Source organism: Flavobacterium sp. FG19 (assembly GCF_057809475.1).
Window position 1 is genome coordinate 1 of sequence record NZ_JBMDKA010000048.1, and the last position, 22,367, is coordinate 22,367.

At 36.1% G+C, this 22,367-nt stretch carries 18 protein-coding genes; 17 read left to right on the forward strand and 1 reads right to left on the reverse strand.

The genetic code is table 11. From position 1 onward, the window contains the following. The first annotated feature begins 333 nt into the window (after nt 1-333). The 16 genes from ACODST_RS26755 to ACODST_RS26830 all read left to right on the forward strand — a co-directional run bounded on the left by ACODST_RS26755 (nt 334) and on the right by ACODST_RS26830 (nt 20,261). Nucleotides 334-759, forward strand: a complete 426-nt coding sequence (locus ACODST_RS26755) for a CBS domain-containing protein (RefSeq protein WP_488935155.1) — start codon at nt 334-336, stop codon at nt 757-759. Nucleotides 760-915: 156 nt separating this feature from the next. Continuing rightward, the gene (locus tag ACODST_RS26760) at nt 916-3,207 is read left to right on the forward strand and encodes an NADP-dependent malic enzyme (RefSeq protein WP_488935156.1); all 2,292 of its coding nucleotides are present in this window, start codon (nt 916-918) and stop codon (nt 3,205-3,207) included. Nucleotides 3,208-3,286: 79 nt separating this feature from the next. Further along, the gene (gene ruvA, locus ACODST_RS26765; protein ID WP_488935157.1) at nt 3,287-3,868 is read left to right on the forward strand and encodes a Holliday junction branch migration protein RuvA; all 582 of its coding nucleotides are present in this window, start codon (nt 3,287-3,289) and stop codon (nt 3,866-3,868) included. A 23-nt stretch (nt 3,869-3,891) separates the two neighbouring features. Further along, nucleotides 3,892-11,127: a T9SS outer membrane translocon Sov/SprA gene (gene sov, locus ACODST_RS26770; RefSeq protein WP_488935158.1), complete on the forward strand. Its 7,236-nt coding sequence runs from the start codon at nt 3,892-3,894 to the stop codon at nt 11,125-11,127. 85 nt (nt 11,128-11,212) lie between these two features. Further along, nucleotides 11,213-11,593 carry a glycine cleavage system protein GcvH gene (gene gcvH / locus ACODST_RS26775; protein WP_488935159.1) on the forward strand — a complete coding sequence of 127 codons (381 nt, stop codon included), beginning with the start codon at nt 11,213-11,215 and terminating at the stop codon, nt 11,591-11,593. Continuing rightward, complete coding sequence (locus tag ACODST_RS26780) at nt 11,586-11,969, forward strand: VanZ family protein (RefSeq protein ID WP_488935160.1); 384 nt, start codon at nt 11,586-11,588, stop codon at nt 11,967-11,969. The genes gcvH and ACODST_RS26780 overlap by 8 nt, the downstream gene beginning before the upstream one ends. A 115-nt stretch (nt 11,970-12,084) precedes the next feature. Further along, on the forward strand, nt 12,085-12,828 hold the full coding sequence (deoC, locus tag ACODST_RS26785; RefSeq protein WP_488935161.1) for a deoxyribose-phosphate aldolase: 744 nt from the start codon (nt 12,085-12,087) through the stop codon (nt 12,826-12,828). 18 nt (nt 12,829-12,846) lie between these two features. Further along, the gene (locus ACODST_RS26790) at nt 12,847-14,958 is read left to right on the forward strand and encodes an energy transducer TonB (protein ID WP_488935162.1); all 2,112 of its coding nucleotides are present in this window, start codon (nt 12,847-12,849) and stop codon (nt 14,956-14,958) included. Between the two features lie 158 nt (nt 14,959-15,116). Beyond that, nucleotides 15,117-16,019: a heme o synthase gene (cyoE, locus tag ACODST_RS26795; RefSeq protein WP_488935163.1), complete on the forward strand. Its 903-nt coding sequence runs from the start codon at nt 15,117-15,119 to the stop codon at nt 16,017-16,019. A gap of 2 nt (nt 16,020-16,021) precedes the next feature. After that, nucleotides 16,022-16,606, forward strand: coding sequence for a cytochrome c oxidase subunit 3 (locus ACODST_RS26800; RefSeq protein WP_488935164.1), 585 nt, complete (start codon nt 16,022-16,024; stop codon nt 16,604-16,606). A gap of 42 nt (nt 16,607-16,648) precedes the next feature. Beyond that, nucleotides 16,649-17,635 carry a cytochrome c oxidase subunit 3 gene (locus tag ACODST_RS26805; protein WP_488935165.1) on the forward strand — a complete coding sequence of 329 codons (987 nt, stop codon included), beginning with the start codon at nt 16,649-16,651 and terminating at the stop codon, nt 17,633-17,635. Between the two features lie 18 nt (nt 17,636-17,653). Then, nucleotides 17,654-18,004, forward strand: a complete 351-nt coding sequence (locus ACODST_RS26810; RefSeq protein WP_488935166.1) for a cytochrome C oxidase subunit IV family protein — start codon at nt 17,654-17,656, stop codon at nt 18,002-18,004. A gap of 77 nt (nt 18,005-18,081) precedes the next feature. Next, nucleotides 18,082-18,723, forward strand: coding sequence for a hypothetical protein (locus ACODST_RS26815; RefSeq protein WP_488935167.1), 642 nt, complete (start codon nt 18,082-18,084; stop codon nt 18,721-18,723). 14 nt (nt 18,724-18,737) lie between these two features. Continuing rightward, nucleotides 18,738-19,427, forward strand: a complete 690-nt coding sequence (locus ACODST_RS26820) for an SCO family protein (protein WP_488935168.1) — start codon at nt 18,738-18,740, stop codon at nt 19,425-19,427. A gap of 2 nt (nt 19,428-19,429) precedes the next feature. Continuing rightward, complete coding sequence (locus ACODST_RS26825; RefSeq protein ID WP_488935169.1) at nt 19,430-20,014, forward strand: DUF420 domain-containing protein; 585 nt, start codon at nt 19,430-19,432, stop codon at nt 20,012-20,014. Next, on the forward strand, nt 20,004-20,261 hold the full coding sequence (locus ACODST_RS26830; protein WP_488935170.1) for a hypothetical protein: 258 nt from the start codon (nt 20,004-20,006) through the stop codon (nt 20,259-20,261). Before ACODST_RS26825 ends, ACODST_RS26830 begins: the two co-directional genes overlap by 11 nt. A 138-nt stretch (nt 20,262-20,399) precedes the next feature. On the opposite strand, the gene ACODST_RS26835 is transcribed toward ACODST_RS26830, so the two are convergent. Then, entirely contained in the window at nt 20,400-21,548 is a 1,149-nt protein-coding gene (locus ACODST_RS26835) for an IS4 family transposase (protein ID WP_488935171.1), read from the reverse strand. A gap of 232 nt (nt 21,549-21,780) precedes the next feature. On the opposite strand from ACODST_RS26835, the gene ACODST_RS26840 reads away from it, so the two are divergent. Further along, a complete protein-coding gene (locus ACODST_RS26840) occupies nt 21,781-22,299 on the forward strand; it encodes a hypothetical protein (RefSeq protein ID WP_488935172.1) in 519 nt (172 codons plus the stop codon). Nucleotides 22,300-22,367: the final 68 nt, after the last annotated feature.

Here is a 22,367-nt window from a genome sequence, read left to right on the forward strand (position 1 = left end):
AATGAACCGTTCCTATGGAACTCATTTGATGTTGTTCAATTTATTTCAACGGATTGAAATCCGTTGCTGCAATATTTGACATTCCTACGGAATTTTTTAAATATTTATAGGCAACAAATTAATTGTCTTTTAAAAAAATCCTCAAACGTTAAAAAATCTAATTTTTATCAAAAAACATTTCCAAACGATTTCATTCTTTACGTTATCATTTTGAAAAATTTAATTTTGATGTATTATGTTTAAAATGAATTAGTTGTGTTTTTAAAAAATCGATTTCGCTGTAGATTGTGTTGGTTTTTATTATAACTTTATAAAAATAAAATTTTTCAGATTATGACTGTAGAGCAAATATTAAAAGCAAAAGGGAGAAATGTTTTTTCTGTACGTTCATTAACAACGGTTTATGAAGCTTTGAAAGTAATGGGCGAAAAAAACATCGGAGCCATTCTGGTTATTGACGGAACTGATCTAAAAGGAATTTTATCTGAAAGAGATTATGCCCGAAAAATTGTTTTAAAAGACAAATCCTCCAAAGAAACACTGGTGCAGGAAATTATGGAAAGCAATGTTTTTTCGGTACAGCTTTCAAATAATATTGATGACTGTATGGAACTTATGAGTTCAAAAAGAATCAGACACCTGCCCGTGCTCGAAGACGGTATTGTAGTAGGCATAATTTCAATAAGCGATGTTGTGAAAGCCATTATCGAAATTCAAAAAGATACCATTCACCATCTAAACTCTTATATTTCACAGTAAATACTTTTATAAAAATACTTTTCTAAATAGCCCAAATCAAATAGGGCTATTTTTTTTGACTTTTTCATTTTGATATTTTAACAAAAGAAAGCACTGAAATCACCCCCATTTTAAACTAAGACTTATATCTTTGTAAGCTAGAATAAAAGCTAAAATATGAACAAAGAGAGTAAAAAAAGAGAGGCATTACAGTATCATGCTGAGCCTACTCCAGGAAAAATTCAGGTAGTTCCAACAAAAAAATATGCAACCCAGAGAGACTTATCACTGGCTTATTCGCCGGGAGTTGCAGAACCATGTTTAGCAATTGCAGAAAACATTGAAGACGTTTATAAATATACCGCAAAAGGAAATTTAGTAGCCGTAATCTCAAACGGAACAGCGGTTTTAGGTTTAGGAGATATTGGTCCTGAAGCTGGAAAACCGGTAATGGAAGGAAAAGGACTTCTTTTTAAAATATTCTCAGATATCGATGTTTTTGATATTGAAATTGATACCAAAAATGTAGAAGAATTTATTCAGACTGTAAAAAATATTGCCCCTACTTTTGGAGGGATTAATCTGGAAGATATTAAAGCTCCGGAATCTTTCGAAATTGAAAGAAGACTAATTGAAGAGTTGGATATTCCTGTAATGCACGATGACCAGCATGGTACGGCTATCATTTCTTCGGCTGCCTTAATTAATGCGCTCGAATTAGCTGGTAAAAAAGCCGAAGAAGTAAAAATGGTCGTTTCTGGTGCCGGATCTGCCGCTATTGCCTGTACCGATTTGTACGTTTCATTGGGTGTAAAAGTAGAAAACATCTTAATGTACAATAGTAAAGGACTTTTAACAAAAGACAACACTTCGCTTTCTGACTTACAATTAAAATATGCGGTAGAAGGTGCTAAAATTGAACTGGCAGAAGCAGTAAAAGGAGCCGATGTTTTCATTGGTTTGTCTTCAGGAAATATCCTTTCTCCGGAAATGCTGTTATCAATGTCAAAAAATCCGATTGTTTTTGCCATGGCAAATCCAAACCCGGAAATCGATTATAATCTGGCGGTCGAAACCCGTAAAGACGTTATTATGGCTACAGGGCGTTCTGATTTTCCTAATCAGGTAAACAACGTTTTAGGTTTTCCCTATATTTTTAGAGGAGCACTGGATGTAAGAGCCAGAAAAATCAACGAAGAAATGAAAATGGCAGCTGTAAAAGCTTTGGCCATTTTAGCAAAAGAACCAGTTCCGGAACAGGTTAATGTAGCTTATGGAGCTACGAAGCTAGGTTTCGGTCAGGAATATATTATACCAAAACCATTTGACCCTCGTTTGATCACCGTAGTGGCTCCTGCTGTTGCAAAAGCGGCTATGGAATCAGGAGTGGCAAAAAATCCTATTACCGACTGGGCGGCTTACGAAGACAAGCTGCGTGAACGTATGGGGAACGATAATAAAATGGTACGTTTGATTACCAACCGTGCTAAACTAGATCCTAAACGAGTTGTTTTTGCCGAAGCAGATCAGTTAAATGTTTTAAAAGCAGCACAAATCGTGCATGAAGACGGAATTGGTATCCCGGTTTTATTAGGAAGCAGAGAAACTATTTTAGAATTAAAAGCAGAATTAGGTTTTGATGCCGAACTGGAAATCATTGATCCTAAAACAAACGAAGAAGAAGCAAGACGCAACCGGTTTGCAAAATCATTCTGGGAATCCAGAGAACGCAGAGGTGTTTCTAAACTGGACGCAGAGAAATTCATGCGCGAAAGAAACTATTTTGCGGCTATGATGGTTAACGAAGGCGAAGCAGATGCTCTGGTTTCAGGATATTCAAGAAGTTACCCAAGTGTAGTAAAACCAATGCTTCAGCTGGTCGAAAAAGCACCCGGAGCCTCACTTGTGGCAACCGCAAACATGATGCTGACATCCAGGGGGCCAATGTTCCTTTCAGACACAGCGATCAACATTAACCCGTCTTCAGAAGATTTGGTGAATATTGCTTTAATGACAGCCAAAACCGCAAAAATGTTCGGAATTGAACCGGTAATTGCAATGGTTTCGTATTCAAACTTCGGATCATCAACTCATCAAAATGCTTCAAAAGTAAGAGATGCGGTGGCGTATTTGCATAAAAATCATCCTGAGATGGTCGTAGATGGTGAAATTCAGGCAGACTTTGCTTTAAATTCAGAAATGCTTCAGGAAAAATTCCCATTCTCTAAACTGGCAGGTAAAAAAGTAAATACACTGATTTTCCCTAACTTAGAGTCGGCTAATATTACCTATAAGCTGATGAAAGAATTAAATAAATCAGCTTCTATCGGACCAATTATGATGGGAATGGGCAAGCCGGTTCACATTGTTCAATTAGGTGCCAGCGTTGAAGAAATGGTAAATATGGCAGCAATTGCGGTTATTGACGCTCAGGAAAAAGAAATAAAAAAGAACAAATTAGCACAGTAGTACTGTAAAAATAAGGATCAATTAATATTGTCTTACTTTTATTGCATTTTTATTATATTTGATTCTTATAAATTATACTATGATAGCACATTTGCAGGGAAAATTAGTAGAAAAAAATCCCACAGAAGTTGTAATTGACTGCGGCGGGGTAGGATACCATGTAAATATTTCTTTACATACCTTTTCGTTACTTCCCAATGCTGACTTTATAAAATTGTATACGCATCTTCAAATCAAAGAAGATGCGCATACTTTATACGGTTTTGTAGAAAAATCAGAACGTGAGATATTTAGAATGCTTTTGTCGGTTTCAGGAATTGGCGCTGGTATTGCACGTACGATGCTTTCTTCGATAGAACCAAAACAAATTATCAATGCCATTGCTTCCGGAGATGTTGGTGTAATCCAGTCAATTAAAGGTATCGGAAACAAAACAGCACAAAGAGTAATCCTTGATTTAAAGGATAAAATGTTAAAATTGTATGATTTGGATGAAGTTTCTGTAATCCAAAACAATAGAAACAAAGATGAAGCGTTATCTGCTTTGGAAGTTTTAGGTTTTGTTCGTAAAGCTTCTGAAAAAGTAGTAGAAAGGATCGTAAAAGAAGACCCTGAAGCTACTGTGGAAACCATCATCAAAAAGGCTTTAAAAAGCTTATAAAACCAACTTTTATAACCAATTGTATGCGTAAAATTTGTATTTTTTTACTGGTTTTATTTTGTGGTAATGTTTTACAGTCACAGGTAAATCCGGCAGTGCAAGATACAACCAAAACTCAGTTTTCTGTCGGAAAATTAGAGATAGAAAACCCGCCTAGTGTACTTTCAGGTTATAAATACGATCCCATTACAGACCGGTATATTTACACCAATTCTGTAGATGGTTTTTCTATTGATTATCCTTTGGTTTTAACTCCTAAAGAATACGAAGATTTAGTTCTGAAAGAATCCCGAAGAGAGTATTTCAGAAAAAAAATGGATGCGATAGATGGTAAGAAGACAGGTGCCGAAGCGGCCAAAAAAGATCTGCTGCCAAGATATTATATTAACTCAAGCCTTTTTGAAAGTATATTTGGAAGTAACACCATCGATGTAAAACCAACCGGTTCTGTTGAGATGGATTTAGGGGTTCGGTATACCAAACAGGATAACCCGGCCTTTTCGCCCCGAAACAGATCAAGCCTTACTTTCGATTTTGATCAACGTATCAGTATGAGTTTAATGGGTAAAATAGGTACAAGACTCGAAGTAAACGCCAATTATGACACCCAGTCCACATTTGCGTTCCAGAACCTGTTTAAACTGGCTTATACTCCTTCAGAAGACGATATTATTCAAAAAGTAGAGGTAGGTAATGTAAGCATGCCCCTGAACAGCACACTGATTCGGGGAGCCCAGAGTTTATTTGGGGTAAAAACACAGCTGCAATTTGGAAGAACAACCATCACAGGTGTTTTTTCAGAACAAAAATCACAGACCAAAAGTGTGGTAGCAGAAAATGGAGGTACTGTTCAGAACTTTGATTTGTATGCTTTAGACTACGACAGTGACCGTCACTTTTTCCTGTCTCAGTATTTTAGAAACAAATACGATGCCTCATTAGTGAATTATCCGTTAATTGACAGCCGTGTACAAATTACAAGGCTTGAAGTCTGGGTAACCAATAAACAAAACCGTGTTACAACCAATAACAACAACTTAAGAAATATTATTGCCCTTCAGGATTTGGGAGAATCTCAGGTAACTGGTGTTGCAGACAGTGAGGTAGTAGTGGTTACGCCTACAGCAGGATTTTTTAATAATCCGCCGGACAGTCCTGCCGATAACAGTAATAACAAATACAACCCGGCAACAATTGGTCAGTCCGGATCACTCTTAAATTCCAATATTAGAGAAATTGTAACAGCAAAATCAGGATTCAACAGTTCGAATGTAAGTGAAGCAACAGATTACTCGGTATTAGAAAATGCCAGAAAACTAACTACAGCCGAATATACCTTTAATGCCCAATTGGGATATATTTCGTTACAGCAGCGTCTGGCAAACGATGAAATCCTGGCTGTAGCTTTTGAGTATACTATTGGAGGAAAAGTATATCAGGTTGGGGAATTTGGAAGTGATGGTGTTGATGCAACCGTGGTTACCGGAAGTAATAATGCCAATCAGGCCATTATTACACAGAGTTTAGTTTTAAAAATGCTGAAAAGCAGTTTGACTAATGTTCAGAATCCGGTTTGGAACCTGATGATGAAAAACGTGTATCAGATTCCACAGGCTTATCAAATTAAGCAGGATGATTTCAGGTTAAACATTTTATATACAGATCCTTCTCCCATAAATTATATTACACCGGTCACCGGATCGTCTTTTCCTTCAAATCCGTCTGCTGATATGAAGGTAGAACAAACTCCGCTATTAAATGTTTTCAACTTAGACCGTCTGAATTATAACAATGATCCGCAGGGAGGAGGAGATGGTTTCTTCGATTATATTCCGGGAGTGACAGTTGATGTTCAGAACGGAAGAGTAATCTTTACTACTAAGGAGCCTTTTGGAGAACTTATCTTTAAAAAATTAAAAGTGGGAGCCGGAGAAAATTATAATGACCCAGGCACTTATAACCCTAACCAGCAGAAATATGTTTTTAGAAACATGTACCGAAATACACAGGCCGGCGCATTGCAGGACAGTGATAAAAATAAATTCTTATTAAGAGGAAAATACAAATCATCAGGAAGCAGTGGTATTCCAATTGGCGCTTTCAACGTTCCGCAGGGTTCTGTAGTTGTTACTGCAGCAGGAAGAAGACTGGTTGAAGGAATTGATTACAGCGTCGATTACCAGTTAGGAAGAGTACAAATTTTAGATCCTTCGCTGCAGGCTTCCAATACACCAATTGAAGTTTCCCTGGAAAACAATTCCATTTTTGGGCAGCAGACCCGAAGATTCATGGGATTCAATATCGAACATAAAATTTCGGATAAATTTGTAATTGGCGGTACATTTTTAAAAATGACAGAAAGACCGTTTACCCAAAAGTCGAGTTATGGACAGGAATCTGTAAACAACACCATTTTTGGATTTAACGGAAATTACTCAACAGAAGTTCCGTTTTTAACCAGACTTGCCAATAAACTTCCTAATATAGACACAGACGTTCCGTCTAATTTATCCATTAGGGGAGAAGTAGCCTTTTTGAAACCGGATGCGCCAAAAGCAAGTGATTTTGAAGGAGAGGCTACTATTTATGTTGATGATTTTGAAGGTTCACAATCAACGATAGATATGCGTTCGGCTTATGCCTGGAGTTTGTCTTCAACGCCAATGATAAACAATGATACAGATAATACTTTTAATGCCAATTCTAATACTTTAGATTATGGTTTTAAAAGAGCTAAATTAGCATGGTATACTATTGATCCTGTTTTTTATACCTCAAAACCATCCGGGATTTCCAATGACGATTTATCGTTAAATACAACCAGAAGAATTTACAGCAAAGAGTTATATCCTAATACCGATATTGCGCAAGGACAGATCCAGGTAATCAATACGCTCGATTTAACGTATTATCCATCTGAAAGAGGACCTTATAATAACAATCCTTCTTTTAGTTCCAGCGATCCTTCAACTAATTTTGGAGGAATTATGAGAGCATTAAATTCAACCAATTTCGAGCAGGGTAACGTTGAGTATATCCAGTTCTGGATTCTGGATCCTTATGTTGGGGCAGGTGAAGCTTCTGCGGGTAACAGTGGTAAAATTTATTTCAACTTAGGGGAAGTTTCTGAGGATGTATTAAAAGACGGAAGAAAACAATATGAAAACGGATTAGGTCCGGACCAGATTATGGTTAATCCACAGCCATTATGGGGAGATGTTCCGGCTTCACAGTCTTTAATTTATGCTTTTGATACCAATCCTGACAATCGAAAAAATCAGGACGTAGGTTTAGATGGTCTCCCAAATGCAAGAGAAGGTGCTGTTTATACCAATTATGCAGGTGAAGCCGACCCGGCAGCAGATGATTATGTTTATTATTTAAATACAGAAGGAGGCGTTTTAGAACGCTATAAAAATTACAACGGTGTCGAAGGAAACTCGGCTGTAAGTATTAACGATCCAAACAGAGGTTCAACCACCCTTCCGGATGTTGAAGATATAAATCGTGATAATACCATGAGCACCATCAATGCGTATTATGAATACAGTATTGATATCAGACCGGGAATGCAGGTTGGGGAAAATTATATCACCGATATTCGTGAACCGAGTGATCTGGGACCTGTAGAATTACCAAATGGGTCTACTACAAGTGCCAGATGGATTCAGTTTAAAATTCCGGTTGCCCAGCCTAAAAATACCATTGGAAACATTACAGATTTTAGATCTATTCGTTTCATGCGTATGTTTACTACCGGATTTAATGATCAGATGACGGTTCGTTTCGGAGCATTGGACTTAGTAAGAGGAGAGTGGAGAAGGTATACCGAAAAACTGGATATAAACCACCCAAAACCGGAAGACTCCGGCGTTGAATTTGATGTGGCAGCAGTAAACGTTCAGGAAAACGGAACCAAAAGTCCGGTAAATTATGTAATGCCTCCGGGAGTTCAGAGAGAGCAGCTATACAATAACAATACCGTTATCAATCAAAATGAGCAGTCGCTGGCCCTTCGTGTTGCGGGTACCGGTTTACAATATCAGGATGCGAGAGCCGTGTTTAAAAATGTAAGTGTCGATATGCGCCAGTACAAAAAACTGAAAATGTTTTTACATGCTGAATCGCTGCCGCAGGAACTTCCGTTAGAAGACGAAGAAATGATTGGATTTATTCGTTTTGGTAACGACTTTACCCAAAACTTTTACCAGATAGAGATTCCTTTAAAAGTAACCAAACCTGCCGGAAACTCTGCTGTAAGTGCAGATCAGGTGTGGATGGAGGATAATAATATAGACCTGGCGCTTGAATTGCTGACCAAGATGAAAATCAAGGCAATGCCTATTGATATAAATTCAGATAAAAGAGATGTAAACGGAATTTATTATCCTGATGATGATGCCGCTATAGAAGGAGATCCGCTATCAAGAGATGGTAATACCCGATTAAAACTAGGGATAAAGGGAAATCCAAACTTTGGACTGGTTCGAAATTTAATGGTGGGGGTAAAAAGCCGTGCTGACCACAAAGACCTTAAAGGGGAATTTTGGTTTAACGAACTCCGTTTGTCTGATCTGGAAAACAAAGGCGGTATGGCGGCGATATTAAACGTAGATACCAACATGGCCGATTTTGCTACCGTTTCGGCAACAGGAAGAAAAAGTACTATTGGTTTTGGTTCTCTGGAACAGGGAGCAAATGAGCGTGATCGTGAAGATGTGCAGCAGTATAATATCGTTACCAACTTAAATTTAGGAAAATTACTTCCTCCAAAATGGGGAATCAACCTGCCGTTTAACTATGCGATTGGAGAAGAAGTAATTACTCCGGAATACGATCCGTTTAATCAGGATATTAAACTGGATCAGTTATTAAGAGAGACAACAGACCAGGCCGAAAAAGATAATATCAGAACACGTGCTGTAGATTATACAAAACGTAAGAGTATTAACTTTATCGGGGTTAGAAAAGACAGAGCTCCTGAACAGAAGCCGCATGTTTATGATGTGGAGAATTTTACATTTTCGCAATCGTATAATCAGGTAGAACGCCATGATTATGAAGTAGAAGATTATGAAGACGAGCAGTCTAATACGGCTGTAAATTACGCCTATACCTTTCAGCCAAAAGAAGTAGTTCCTTTCAAAAACACGAAGTTTATGAAAAAGAGCGAATATTGGAAAATGTTAAGTGATTTAAACTTTAATTACCTGCCGTCTAATATTTCGTTTAATTCCAATATTATCAGACAAAGCAACCGTCAGAAGTACAGAGAAGTAGAGTTAGAAGAGGGCAGCCTTGGACTTGATCCGCTTTACAGACGAAATTTTGCGTTTAATTACCAGTATGGATTTGGTTTTAACCTGACAAAATCTTTAAAACTGAATTACAGTGCTACATCCAATAACATTGTTAGAAACTTCTTAAACGATGATAATTCTCCAAAAGAAGATTTTAATATTTGGGATGATTACTGGGATATCGGAACACCTAACCAGCATGCACAGCAATTAATGCTGGATTACGAAATTCCAATTAACAAAATACCGTTTTTTGGTTTTGTGAAAGCAAGCTATTCTTATAAAGCAGATTACAGCTGGCAGCGTTCTTCAACAGCATTTTCAGAATATACAGATACCAATACCGGAGAGGTTTATAATTTAGGGAATACCATTCAAAATGCGAATTCAAATACCCTGACCACAACCTTAAACATGGGGACACTGTATAAATATTTAGGACTGACTCCTGGTGCTAAGTCTCCGGCAAAAGCCAAACCGGCTGCACCGCCTAAACCGGGAGAAAAAATCGTAAATACAGCAAAACCAACCGTGAGCAGCAGTCCTTTTTATGATGGTTTAATAGGAGTGCTTACGAGTATTAAAAATGTACAGATCAATTATACCAAAAACAGCGGAACGGTTCTTCCGGGCTATACTCCTAGTATTGGTTTTCTGGGAACATCTAAACCAACACTTGGCTTTATTTTCGGAAGTCAGGACGATGTGCGTTATGAAGCTGCGAAAAACGGATGGCTGACAACTTATCAGGAATTTAACCAAAGCTATTCGCAGGTAACCAATACACTTTTAAAAATTACGGCCAATATTGATTTACTGCCGGATTTAAAAGTTGATTTATCTATGGACCGTTCTTATTCTGATAATACTTCAGAACAATATAGTGTTGACCCGATCACAAAAGAATATCAGCCGTTGTCTCCTTATACATATGGAATGTTCTCTATTTCGACGGTAATGATAAAAACAGCTTTTTCGACCAGTAACGAAACCGAGTCGGCTGCTTTTGATGATTTTAGAAACAACCGTTTAATAATTGCAGACCGTCTGGCAGAACAGCGTTACGGTTCAGGTGTTGTGATTCCGAGATATGGTGATGTTAATAATCCTATTCCGGCTGAAACAGATCCTAATTATGCTGTTTATGTTGCCAATCAGGGGTACCCTATCGGATATACTAAGAGTAATCAGGCCGTTTTATTACCGGCATTCCTGGCGGCTTATACCGGAAGCAATGCCTCGAATTCATCAACGGATATTTTCAGAAGTTTCCCAATTCCAAACTGGAGTATTAAGTATAATGGTTTAATGCGTTATAAATATTTTAAAGATAAATTTAAACGTTTTTCACTACAGCATAACTACAGGGCATCGTATACGATAAATCAGTTCAGATCTAATTTTGATTATAATGATACGCCGCAGGTACAGGATGTAAACACGAATTTCTACAATAAGACTATTATGTCCAATGTCAACTTAGTAGAACAGTTTAGTCCGCTGATCAGAATGGATTTTGAGCTGAAGAGCTCTTTGCGTGTACTTTCTGAAATTAAAAAAGACCGTGCATTATCAATGAGTTTTGACAATAACCTGCTCACAGAGGTTAAGGGAATGGAATATATAATTGGTCTGGGCTATCGATTTAAAGATGTTATTTTTTCGTCAAGACTGGCAGATAACCCAACCGGAATTATCAAGAGTGATATTAATATTAAAGCCGATTTTTCGCTTAGAAATAATGAAACACTGGTACGTTATCTGGATTATGATAATAACCAGCTGGCAGCAGGGCAGAATATCTGGTCATTAAAACTAACGGCTGATTATGCTTTCAGTAAAAACCTGACCGCTATATTCTATTACGATCATTCGTTCTCAAAAGCAGTTATCTCAACATCATATCCTATAACCAACATCAGATCCGGTTTTACACTTCGTTATAATTTCGGAAATTAAATTTAGGTTTATAAACAAGATATTCTTAGAAGATTATTACATTTGTTGCAGATTTATTAAAATATCAATTTTCAAACATACTATTATGAGCATACCAGCAAATTTAAAGTACACAAAAGATCACGAATGGGTTAGCATCGAAGGCGATGTGGCGACTGTAGGAATTACTCATTTTGCACAAAAAGAGTTAGGGGATATCGTGTATGTTGAAGTAGAAACTTTAGATCAGACACTTGATAAAGATGAGGTTTTTGGAACAGTGGAAGCTGTAAAAACAGTTTCAGATTTGTTTTTACCTCTTACAGGAGAAATTATTGCTTTTAATGAAGAGTTAGAAAGTGCACCGGAAACAGTAAATACGGATCCTTACGGAGCTGGCTGGATGATTAAAGTTAAAATTGCTAATCCTTCTGAAATCGATACTTTATTATCTGACGAAGCTTATAAACAACTTATAGGTGCCTAAACAATTATTGTTAATCTGGGCGATTATCTGCTCAGGGATTATTGCTTATTTATGTCTGATCAGTTCGGGCAGTCTTCCTAAAGTAAATTTTCCCAGTATTGATAAAATTGTTCATTTTTGTTTTCATTTTGTTTTTACGCTCTCCTGGATTTTATACTTCAGGAAAGAGCTGAGAGCAAAAGAAGCAGATGAGTTTAAAGCCTGTTTGATTGCGTTTATATTTTCGGTTTTTTTTGGTATAACCATCGAAATTCTTCAGGGTGTTTTAACCAAAACCCGGGCATCAGATGTAAAAGATGTTCTGGCCAATACACTTGGAGCCGTTACAGCTGTTTTTTCGGCAATAGGCTTTAAGAAATATATAGATAAAATATAAGAATATAATGACCCGCTTCGGTGGGTTTTTTATTGCCGTAAAATCAAGCTTTGTAAAAGAGTATTTTTTCTGATTTAAATAGTACTTTTGCGCCATTCGATCTAACTTCACTATTATGAATGTTAAGCAATATCTGGATTCTACGTATTTAAAAACAGCTTCTCAGGCCGGAATTTCGGAAGAGGAGAATGTTATTGTGGTCAGGAAGGCAATTACAGAAGCCATTCAGGAAGGGTTTAAACTTATTATGATCCGTCCGGAATATGTAAGACTGGCCAAAGAAATGATACTTGAAGCAGAATCAGTGCTGCTTGTTGGAACCGTGATAGATTTTCCAAAAGGAAATTCAGCCCTCGAAACCAAAATTAAAGAAGCCAATGAAGCTATTGCAGACGGAGCAGATGATTTGGATTTTGTATGTAATTACGAAGCTTTCAAAGAAGGAAATACAGATATAGTAAAACAAGAAGTTTTAATTGGTACTCAGATAGGCCTCGCTCATAATAAAACCGTAAAATGGATTATTGAAACGGCGGCATTGAGTGATAAAGAAATTATACAGCTTTCGGCCTTGATTAAAAATGTAGTAGTGTCGCATTTTGCAGAAGACGATTATGATGCAGTTTTTGTAAAATCGTCAACAGGATTTTATCCGACAGAAAATGGCCAGCCAAACGGAGCGACAGTTCCGGTTATGATTATGATGCTCGAAAATGCATCGCCCCTGCCTGTAAAAGCGGCGGGTGGTGTTCGCTCTTATGAAGATGCCTTAGAAATGATTCGTTTAGGCGTGAAACGCATCGGAACCTCGGCAGCAAAAGCAATTGCCGACGGAGAAAGTACCCCAAACCAATATTAAATAAAAGCCCCAATCTACGTGAATAAGTTTTTTTTGCCCTTAGTTGTTATTTTACTGCCTTTAGTCGGTTTCTCTCAGGAAATTGGTATTAAACCCGGTTTTACGGCAGAGCAGTTTCCTGTTTTTCCGGATTGTGAAAACCTGCAGTCTAAAAATCTTGAAAACTGCTTTTACAAAGAGGTGCAGGATTTTGTTTATGCTAATTTTCAGGTTCCCGAAGAGTTAAAGAATAACAATTATAAAGGAGAGGTAAGAGTACTTTTTGAGGTAAATGCAGAAGGTGAATTTAAAGTAATTTACGTAAACGCAGCCAATGATCAGCTGACCGAAGAGGCTAAAAATGTTTTTGGAAAATTTCCAAAAATTAAGCCATCAACTTTTAACGGAAAACCAACTTATTCCAAATATACAATATCTATAGATGTTCCGTTAAAAACAGCCGATCAGATTGCGGCAGAAGCTCTGGCGGCGGCAGAGATTTTAAAACCGGTTGAAAAACCTATGACAGAACTGGATAGTATTGTATATAAAAAATACAATATGCCGGAGTTTGAAAGTCATTTAAACATACCGTTTTCCCATAGTTATTATGCACAGTTTGACGGTGCTATGAATCAGGTAGGAAGTAACAATCATACCGCTTCAAAGCCTTATACGTATACTGAGGTTTCAAAATATTATAATTTAAAAGCAGTAAACGAGTCACTTCAGAAAAAAGTTTCCGGCTGGTGGGGAAGAAAATTGTGGAATGAAAATTTACTTCAGATTCAGGGCGAAGATTACTGGCTGGCGCTTAACCCGATTTTAGATTTGCAAATGGGTAAGGCTTCTGATCTTGATCCGTCTACTTTTGTAAATACTCGTGCTTTAAATTTCAGAGGTGGTTTAGGAAAGCAAATCAATTTTACGACTACTGTTTTTGAAAGCCAGGGACGATTTGCAGGATATTACAATGCCTATGCAGAAACTTTAAAACCATCAGGCGGTAATCCGGCGATTATTCCGGGAATGGGAATTGCAAAACGCTTTAAAACCGATGCCTATGATTTTCCACTGGCAGAAGCTAATATTACTTTTGCTCCCAGTTCCATTTTTGATTTTCAACTGGGTTACGGAAGAAACTTTATAGGCGATGGTTACAGATCTCTTTTGGAAAGCGACGGAGCAAGTCCGTATCCGTATTTTAAAATTAATACTACATTCTGGAAAATAAAGTATACCAATACTTATATGTGGCTTAAAGATGTGCGTCCGGATGTTACGGTTGACAGAACCTATGCCAGTAAATATATGGCAAATCATTATTTAAGTCTGAATGTTACCAATAAATTAAATATCGGTCTCTTCGAGTCAGTAGTATGGACCGATACAAACAACAGAGGTTTTGATGTTAACTTTGTAAACCCGATTATTTTTTACCGCTCGGTAGAATTTTCATCATCATCCCGAAGCGGAAATGCGCTTTTAGGAATTACTTCCAAATACAAATGGAATAACAGCATCAATTTATACGGCCAGTTTTTATTAGATGAATTTTCGGTAGGAGATATGGCAGCAGGAGAAAAAAGCTGGGCCAATAAATTTGGGTACCAGTTAGGAGCTAAATACTACAATGCTTTCAAAATAAAAGATCTTTTGGTTCAGTTAGAATACAACCATGTACGTCCTTATGTGTATTCTCACAGTGATCCAATTACCAATTACGGACATAATAATCAAAGTGTAGGGCATCAGTGGGGAGGTAATTTTGCAGAATTCATCGCTATAGGGCGCTATCATAAAGGACGTTATTTTGCAGATGCTAAATTTACAATCGGGAAAAGAGGATTGGATTTTGATACAGCAGAAGACAGTTTTAATTATGGAGGCAATATTTATAAAGATTACGACGATAACCGTCCGTATGATAAAGGAGTAACAGTAGGGCAGGGAAATAAAACCAGTATTTTTATTGCCGATGTTCAGGCCGGATATTTGATAAACCCGATAACGAACTTAAAGCTCTTTGGCAGTTTTATTTACAGAAATTTTGATCCAACTCAGGAAACGGCGACCACGTTTAAGCAAAGTACTACCTGGTTTACGATTGGTTTGCGTTCGGATATCTTTAACTGGTATTTTGATTACTAGGATTTTTAATAAGATTTTTCGAAATAATAGTGTTAAAGATTGGCACGTTCCTATTCTGTAAAGGTTTTATTGAAAAAAATCTAAAATTATAGGTCTAAATTCTACAATCTAATTTGTACATTTGCACCACTCAAAAAAAATATACAAAGACTACGGTATTGAACGCTGCAAAAAACACATTTTCAATAAAATCAATATTTCTGGATTTCAAAGAGATTACTAAAGCCGGACTGGCAATTAGTGTTTTGTTCTCTTCTATAGCAGGATATTTATTAGGTGTAAACGACGAACATCCTTTTAAATGGAGTGTTCTTCTTATTTTGTCAGTTGGCGGCTATTGTATGGTTGGGGCTTCCAACGCCTATAATCAGGTCATAGAAAAAGATATTGATTCTTTAATGGACCGAACCAAAAACCGCCCTGTTGCTTCCGGGCGAATGTCTAAAGTAAACGCATTAATTGTAGCAAGCCTTCTTACGATAACAGGGATCGTACTGTTGTATACGATCAATGCCAAGTCGGCCATGTTTGCGGCAATTTCAATATTTTTATATACCAGTATTTATACTCCTTTAAAAACAGTTACTTCACTGTCTGTTTTTGTGGGAGCCTTTCCCGGTGCGATTCCTTTTATGTTAGGATGGGTGGCTGCTACAGGCGAATTTGGTATCGAAGCCGGTACCCTTTTTCTGATTCAGTTTTTCTGGCAGTTTCCACACTTCTGGTCGATTGGCTGGTTTTTATATGACGATTATGCAAAGGCGGGTATTTTTATGCTGCCTACAGGAAATAAAGACAGAAAAACAGCTTTACAGGTTATTTTGTATACGGTATGGCTTATAATAGCGTCATTGCTTCCGGTTTTAGGTTATACAGGACAGTTGTATATTTCGCCATTAGCTGCCGTTTTAGTGCTGCTGTTAGGTTTGTGGATGCTGTTTTATGCGGTACGTTTGTACCAGCTGCGAACGCCAAAAGCGGCGAGAACCTTAATGTTAGTGAGTGTATCGTATATCTCATTACTTCAGATTGTATTTATAGTAGATAAATTTTTAAGATAGTTATGGAAATGACAATAACAAGCGAAGAGCAGGTAAGAAAATCAAAATCGGCCAAGCTGATTCTGTTGTTTGCGATGGTAAGCATGACAATGATGTTTGCAGGTCTTACCAGTGCATTTGTAGTGAGTAAATCAAGAGCAGACTGGCTGCAGAATTTTCAGATTCCGTCAGCTTTTTATGCCAGTACAGCGGTTATAATTGCCTGCAGTGTGACTTTTTTTCTGGCCAAAAAGGCAATTGAAAAAGGAAACAGAGGCGGAACCACTGCTTTTTTATTAGCAACACTGGCTTTTGGGGTTTTGTTTGTAGTTTTACAGTTTGCCGGTTTCGGACAGATCATCGAAAGCGGTTATTATATGACCGGACAGGGTAGTTCAATTACTACAACTTTCCTTTATGTCATTGCTCTTATGCACTTATTGCACCTGGCGGGAGGACTAATTTCGCTTTTAATTATAATTTATAATCATTTTAAACAAAAATACAATCCAGTCCAAACTCTTGGAATAGAACTAGGTGCGATGTATTGGCACTTTTTGGACCTATTGTGGGTATTATTATTTTTATTTTTATATTTCTTTAAATAAGAAAAAAACGTAAATTTGGGAACTTTTTAACGAATATCTTTTATGGAAGCGACAGTTACTACTGCAAATAACGACGAAAAAACTTGGGGAGGCGGCGAGGATATCCAGCCATTAGGAGCAAGTTATGGTAAAATGATGATGTGGTTTTTCATCGTATCAGATGCCTTAACATTCTCCGGATTCTTGGGAGCTTATGGTTTTTCTAGATTTAAATTTATTGAAACCTGGCCATTGGCTGATGAAGTGTTTACTCACTTTCCTTTTTTACATGGTGTTGCGGCTCCTATGTATTATGTAGCCTTAATGACTTTTATCTTGATTTTCTCATCTGTAACAATGGTATTGGCTGTTGATGCAGGTCATCAGTTAAAAAAGTCAAAAGTAGCTGTATACATGTTCTTAACTATTATTGGAGGTTTAATTTTCGTTGGGTCTCAGGCCTGGGAGTGGAAAAACTTCATTAAAGGAGAATACGGTGCAGTTGAAACTCACGGCGGAAGTTTATTGCAGTTCGTTGACAAAGACGGAAAAAGAGTAGCTCTTGCTGATTTTGCAGTAAAATTACCAGAGCAGAGAGAAGCTTTAACAAGAAGCAAAACAAGCTGGTTCATGGAAGATGCTGAATCACTTCCAACATACTCTGTGGCAGAAATTCAGGCTGGTTTTAAAGCACATCCTGAATTATTAATCAGAACAGAAAAATTGACTGCTGAAAAGAAAAAAACAGTTTTATCAAGAGAAGAATCTGAAACTCGTTTGGCAGAAGCAAAATACGTAGTAGAAGGAGCAAATCTTATCAGAAATGAGTATGGTAATAAATTATTTGCTGATTTCTTTTTCTTTATCACAGGATTCCACGGATTCCACGTATTTTCAGGAGTTATCATTAATATCATTATTTTCTTTAATGTATTATTAGGAACTTACGAAAAAAGAAGAAGCTACGAAATGGTGGAGAAAGTTGGTTTATACTGGCACTTCGTAGATTTAGTTTGGGTATTTGTATTTACAGTATTCTACTTAGTTTAATTTTAGAATTTATTTATTATGTCACACGAGCACGTATCAAATACAAAAAGAATCTGGTTTGTTTTCGGATTACTATCAGTAGTAACTACAGTAGAGGTTATTTTAGGTATCTATAAACCAAAATCATTAGAATTTACACATTTTATCGGTTTGAACTTATTGAACTGGATATTTTATATCTTAACAATATTCAAAGCTTACTATATTGTATGGGCATTCATGCACATGGAAGGTGAGAAAAGCAGCTTTAGATGGTCTGTTGTATCACCGGTTATTTTCCTGGTATTATATTTATTGTTCATCTTGTTAACAGAAGGACACTATATTTATGGGGTTTTTAAAGATTCTACTATTAAATGGAATTTTTAACATGATATTAATTCGAAAAGAGTCCCGATAACATCGGGATTTTTTTATTTTTGTACCTCAATAACTTCGGTAATAAAATGAAAAAAAATATAGTTCTTTTTGTCCTTTTTGTTTTACCAATTGTAGCCTATTTGTTTTTTGCTTCAGGCGTAAATAGTTTTACAAAACTTCCCGTAATTACCCCTAAAATTGCCGATTTTGGCGATTGGAAATCCCTCAGCGGTAAAAAAGTTTCTCTTAATAAAAAAATCACGGTTTTGAGTTTTTCGGGTTCGGACCTTTTAAACAGTCGTGGAAATTATTTTAACCTTAACGAAAAAATCTACAAACGTTACCATGGTTTTGAAGATCTTCAGTTTGTAGTTCTTTCTCCAACAGGAACAGAAGATCAGGCCCGGAAACTGGTAGATGCTTTAAGGCCATTTACCGATGTTTCGGGATGGGACTTTGTCTTTGCTCCGGCAGAAGATATTCAGGCATTTTACAATCAGCTGCATCTGAAAGCAAAATTAAATGACAAACTTGGTACTTCTAATGTTTTTATTGTTGATAAAGAAAGAAACCTCAGAGGCCGCAAAGATAAAGAAGAGTACAAAGAAGGCTACGATACTTTTCATCCTTCAGAGCTCAGCAATGAAATGCTTGATGATTTCAAGATTATTTTGTACGAGTACCGCGCTGCCCTGAAAAAGAATCATAACGCAACAAAACAACTTTAAAAACTACCATCACAATGTTCAAGAATAAATCTTATATAGGGATTTCGTTTATCATTTTGATTTTCGGAATTTACGCTGTACCCAAAATCGTTGACAGGATCAAAAACGGCGATGTTGTAAAAGGAAACCGTCTGGATAACGTAAGTTCTAAAAATGCCAAAGCCGACGGAAAATTAATAACAATTGGGAAAGCACCAAAATTTGAATTAACGAATCAGGATAATGTAAAAGTTTCGAATGAAACCTATAAAGGAAAAGTATATGTTTTAGAGTTTTTCTTTACAACCTGTCCTTCTATTTGTCCTAAGATGAATATGAGCATGCTGGAGATTGAAAAAACTTTTTTTGGAAACCCTAATTTCGGTATTGTTTCTATTACTATTGACCCGGCACATGATACGCCGCAGGTTTTAAAAGATCATGCTAAATTATTAGGGGTAAAATCATCAAACTGGAATTTTTTAACCGGAGATAAAGCGACGATTATGGATTTGTCCAACAAAGGATTTAACCTTTATGCCGGAGAAAATTCAAAAGTGAGCGGAGGTTTTGAACATTCCGGATTATTTGCCTTAATCGATAAAGATGGAAATATCCGCTGCAGAAAAGATGAATTCGGGAACCCAAACATCTATTATGACGGATTAGATAAAAAAGGAGTTAGGGATATTCAACAAGACATTAAAATACTATTAGAAGAATAAAAATGGAAGATCATTCATTAGAAAAAAAATACAATAAACTTATCATTGCTGTATCAATTGTTATTCCGGTTGTCGTAGCCATTTTATTTGGAGTTAAATTAAAAGATTTTGGATTCAATGTTGAACCGCTTTCGTTCCTTCCTCCAATTTATGCCACAACAAATGGTATTACAGCTATTGTTTTAGTATGGGCTGTAATCGCAATAAAAAATGGTAAACAAAAACTCCATGAAAGGTTAATGACGTTTGCGATTGCTTTGTCGGTTGCATTTCTCGTAATGTATGTGGCGTATCACATGACTTCAGACTCTACTAAATTTGGCGATTCAAACCACGATGGTATTCTTGATGCAGTTGAAAGTGCGAAAGCAGGATCGTTACGACTGGTTTATTTTGTTATATTAATTACGCACATTTTACTGTCAATTGCGATTATTCCGCTTGTATTAATTACATACGTCAGGGCTCTTGCGCAGCGATTTGACCGACACAGAAAAATTGCGAAAATCACTTTCCCGATTTGGTTGTACGTTGCTGTAACCGGAGTAGTAGTATTTTTAATGATTTCTCCATATTATGCACACTAAAAATAAAACATTAAATTTCAGATTAAAAAAAATCGTTTTTGCGATTTGTTTTTTCTTTATTGGAATTTCAATAAATGCACAGTGTGCTATGTGCCGTGCAGCATTAGCCGGAGATTCAAACATCAAAAAAGCAGAAGCAGTAAACGATGGAATTGTATTTTTGATGGTAGTTCCGTACTTACTTGTTGCTATAATTGGTTATCTGATTTACAGAATGTACCAATCTAAAAAGAAAAAGGCTGAATAGATATTCAGCCTTTTTTTATTTTTTGCGTTTCATGAGTAAGATGCTTGCGCCAGCTTGGACATTCTTACATATTCAAATTCATTAAAATAGAATAGCATTCCTGATAGCGCGGATTTGCAATCATAAGTGTTCGAAACCTTATTTAGGTTTGAGAATGTCGTCGACTTGATTGGAATTTCCACCACATTTTTCTACGATATCTTTGATTATTAAAACTTCTAATTCATTAGCAAATTTCAGTTTTGGAATTTTATATCCTTTGAGATTATTAAGCTTTTTATAAACAGTTAGAAGAATTGACATAATTAGGGTCATATACATGACCACCTTTATTCCGTTGAGATCTCTGGTTAGTAAATGACTAAAATTCAAGTTTTGTTTGATAAATTTAAAGAAAACCTCAATTTCCCATCTTTGCTTATAAATATCTACTATTTCTTTAGATTTCAACTCTTTACTGTTACTCAAAAAATAAAATATTTCTTTAGTTTCTTTTTCTTTAGCAATAATCAAACGTAAAAAATTTTTGGTTCTTTTATTTCTTTTGTCAAATAATGTTACTTGTAAATCTTGCTTTATAATTAATTTTTCTGTTTCATTTTCGCTAATATTTAATTCATTTATTGTTTCGAAACGAGTATAATTATTAAGACGTGTTACAAAAATCAAATTATCATTACTAAACTCTTCAAATGTCGATCTAGCTTGTAGGCCTCTATCGAAAACTAAAATATTATCAGCACTTAATGGACATTCATTGATTAATTCCTTTAATGCAAATTCTTCTGAAAGAAACTGTTGTTGTGTGAATAGTTTAGAATGAATTGGTACATTTGAAAATGCCATACTGAATTTTACATATTTCTTATCTCCTTTCTTATTAAGTTTCATCCCATCCTTCAATAATTTTGATGAAATTGTGACCATCGTAGAGTCAAAAGAAATGATATTATGTTTTTTCTTTAAATATTTAGTTTGAAATTGGGAAAGACAACTATTAAAAATTGCTTCAAAATAATCAGGATTAATAGCAACAATCCTGTCTCTTATTGAATTATACCTTACTCCCTCGAAGCTATTATTTGCAATATTTTTGAAAGCTAAAGAATGATAAAACTCTTCCATTACCCGAAGACTGTTTTCTCTGACATTTAACATTGAAAACAATAACAACTGAAACATTGTTTGTCCGTCAAGCTTCTTAACCTGATGATCAACTTTATACTCCAATGATAATCTCTCTAATTCAGCCTTAGGAATATACTTTAGAACATCAGAAACTTTCATTTTTTTTAGCTCAAAAATAACTATTTTTAAGGTTTCGAACACTTATGATTTGCAATCCGTGCCCATTCCAATTGTCAAATCTTGTTTGTTCTCACAGTTTTTATTTTTTTCTCTCACTTTGTAGATATACTTTACGGGTACGGATTGCAAATCCGCGCGATCGGGATCGAGAGTTTTTAAAAATAACGGACTGCTTTATAAGATACTTGACCAGAATTCGAAACCGATAGGCGTGCCGATAAAAGCCAGCGAATTCTACAGCAGGCCTACCCTAAAATTTTTGGAGGAAAAATTCAGGGTAAATGAATCAAAAAAGCAATACTGTAAAAGCCGTGTAAAAAATGCTTTGAGACAGGCTCTTTTTGATGAGAGAATGACTTCTGTGGAGAGATTATCCCAAAGACTCAAAGATGAAGCTATTCATACTGTTTTAAGAAAAAGCAGTGAGGGCAAGCTTTATGGAATTACTTTTATCGACTTTAAGACACAGTCGGTTGTCAATGGAAGCAGTCTTGGAAAAGAATTAAGTGCAAAAGGAATTCAGGAAAGCTGTGCAATGAACATTCTTTCACTTGAAAGGAAATACCAAAAATCCAATTCAGCAACTTCAGAAAAGTTTCAAAATCTCGAATCGCAAGAGTATTTAAAAGAAAATCTGGCAGATATACTGCTCCGTGGGGAAAAGATAAATGACTATGTTTCTAAAAAATTTAAACAGAAGAAGAAAAAGAGGTTTTATAAAGGGATATAAAAAATGATAAAGGGACACTATCCTAAAAAGTGTGTAAGTTTAAAATAACGGGGTTTGACTTTTTAATT

Coding starts and splice junctions, on each gene's coding strand:
- ACODST_RS26755 (WP_488935155.1), top strand. CDS start 334: ATGACTGTAGAGCAAATATTAAAAGCAAAAGGGAGAAATGTTTTTTCT.
- ACODST_RS26760 (WP_488935156.1), top strand. CDS start 916: ATGAACAAAGAGAGTAAAAAAAGAGAGGCATTACAGTATCATGCTGAG.
- ruvA (WP_488935157.1), top strand. CDS start 3,287: ATGATAGCACATTTGCAGGGAAAATTAGTAGAAAAAAATCCCACAGAA.
- sov (WP_488935158.1), top strand. CDS start 3,892: ATGCGTAAAATTTGTATTTTTTTACTGGTTTTATTTTGTGGTAATGTT.
- gcvH (WP_488935159.1), top strand. CDS start 11,213: ATGAGCATACCAGCAAATTTAAAGTACACAAAAGATCACGAATGGGTT.
- deoC (WP_488935161.1), top strand. CDS start 12,085: ATGAATGTTAAGCAATATCTGGATTCTACGTATTTAAAAACAGCTTCT.
- ACODST_RS26800 (WP_488935164.1), top strand. CDS start 16,022: ATGGAAATGACAATAACAAGCGAAGAGCAGGTAAGAAAATCAAAATCG.
- ACODST_RS26805 (WP_488935165.1), top strand. CDS start 16,649: ATGGAAGCGACAGTTACTACTGCAAATAACGACGAAAAAACTTGGGGA.
- ACODST_RS26810 (WP_488935166.1), top strand. CDS start 17,654: ATGTCACACGAGCACGTATCAAATACAAAAAGAATCTGGTTTGTTTTC.
- ACODST_RS26815 (WP_488935167.1), top strand. CDS start 18,082: ATGAAAAAAAATATAGTTCTTTTTGTCCTTTTTGTTTTACCAATTGTA.
- ACODST_RS26820 (WP_488935168.1), top strand. CDS start 18,738: ATGTTCAAGAATAAATCTTATATAGGGATTTCGTTTATCATTTTGATT.
- ACODST_RS26825 (WP_488935169.1), top strand. CDS start 19,430: ATGGAAGATCATTCATTAGAAAAAAAATACAATAAACTTATCATTGCT.
- ACODST_RS26830 (WP_488935170.1), top strand. CDS start 20,004: ATGCACACTAAAAATAAAACATTAAATTTCAGATTAAAAAAAATCGTT.
- ACODST_RS26835 (WP_488935171.1), bottom strand. CDS start 21,548: ATGAAAGTTTCTGATGTTCTAAAGTATATTCCTAAGGCTGAATTAGAG.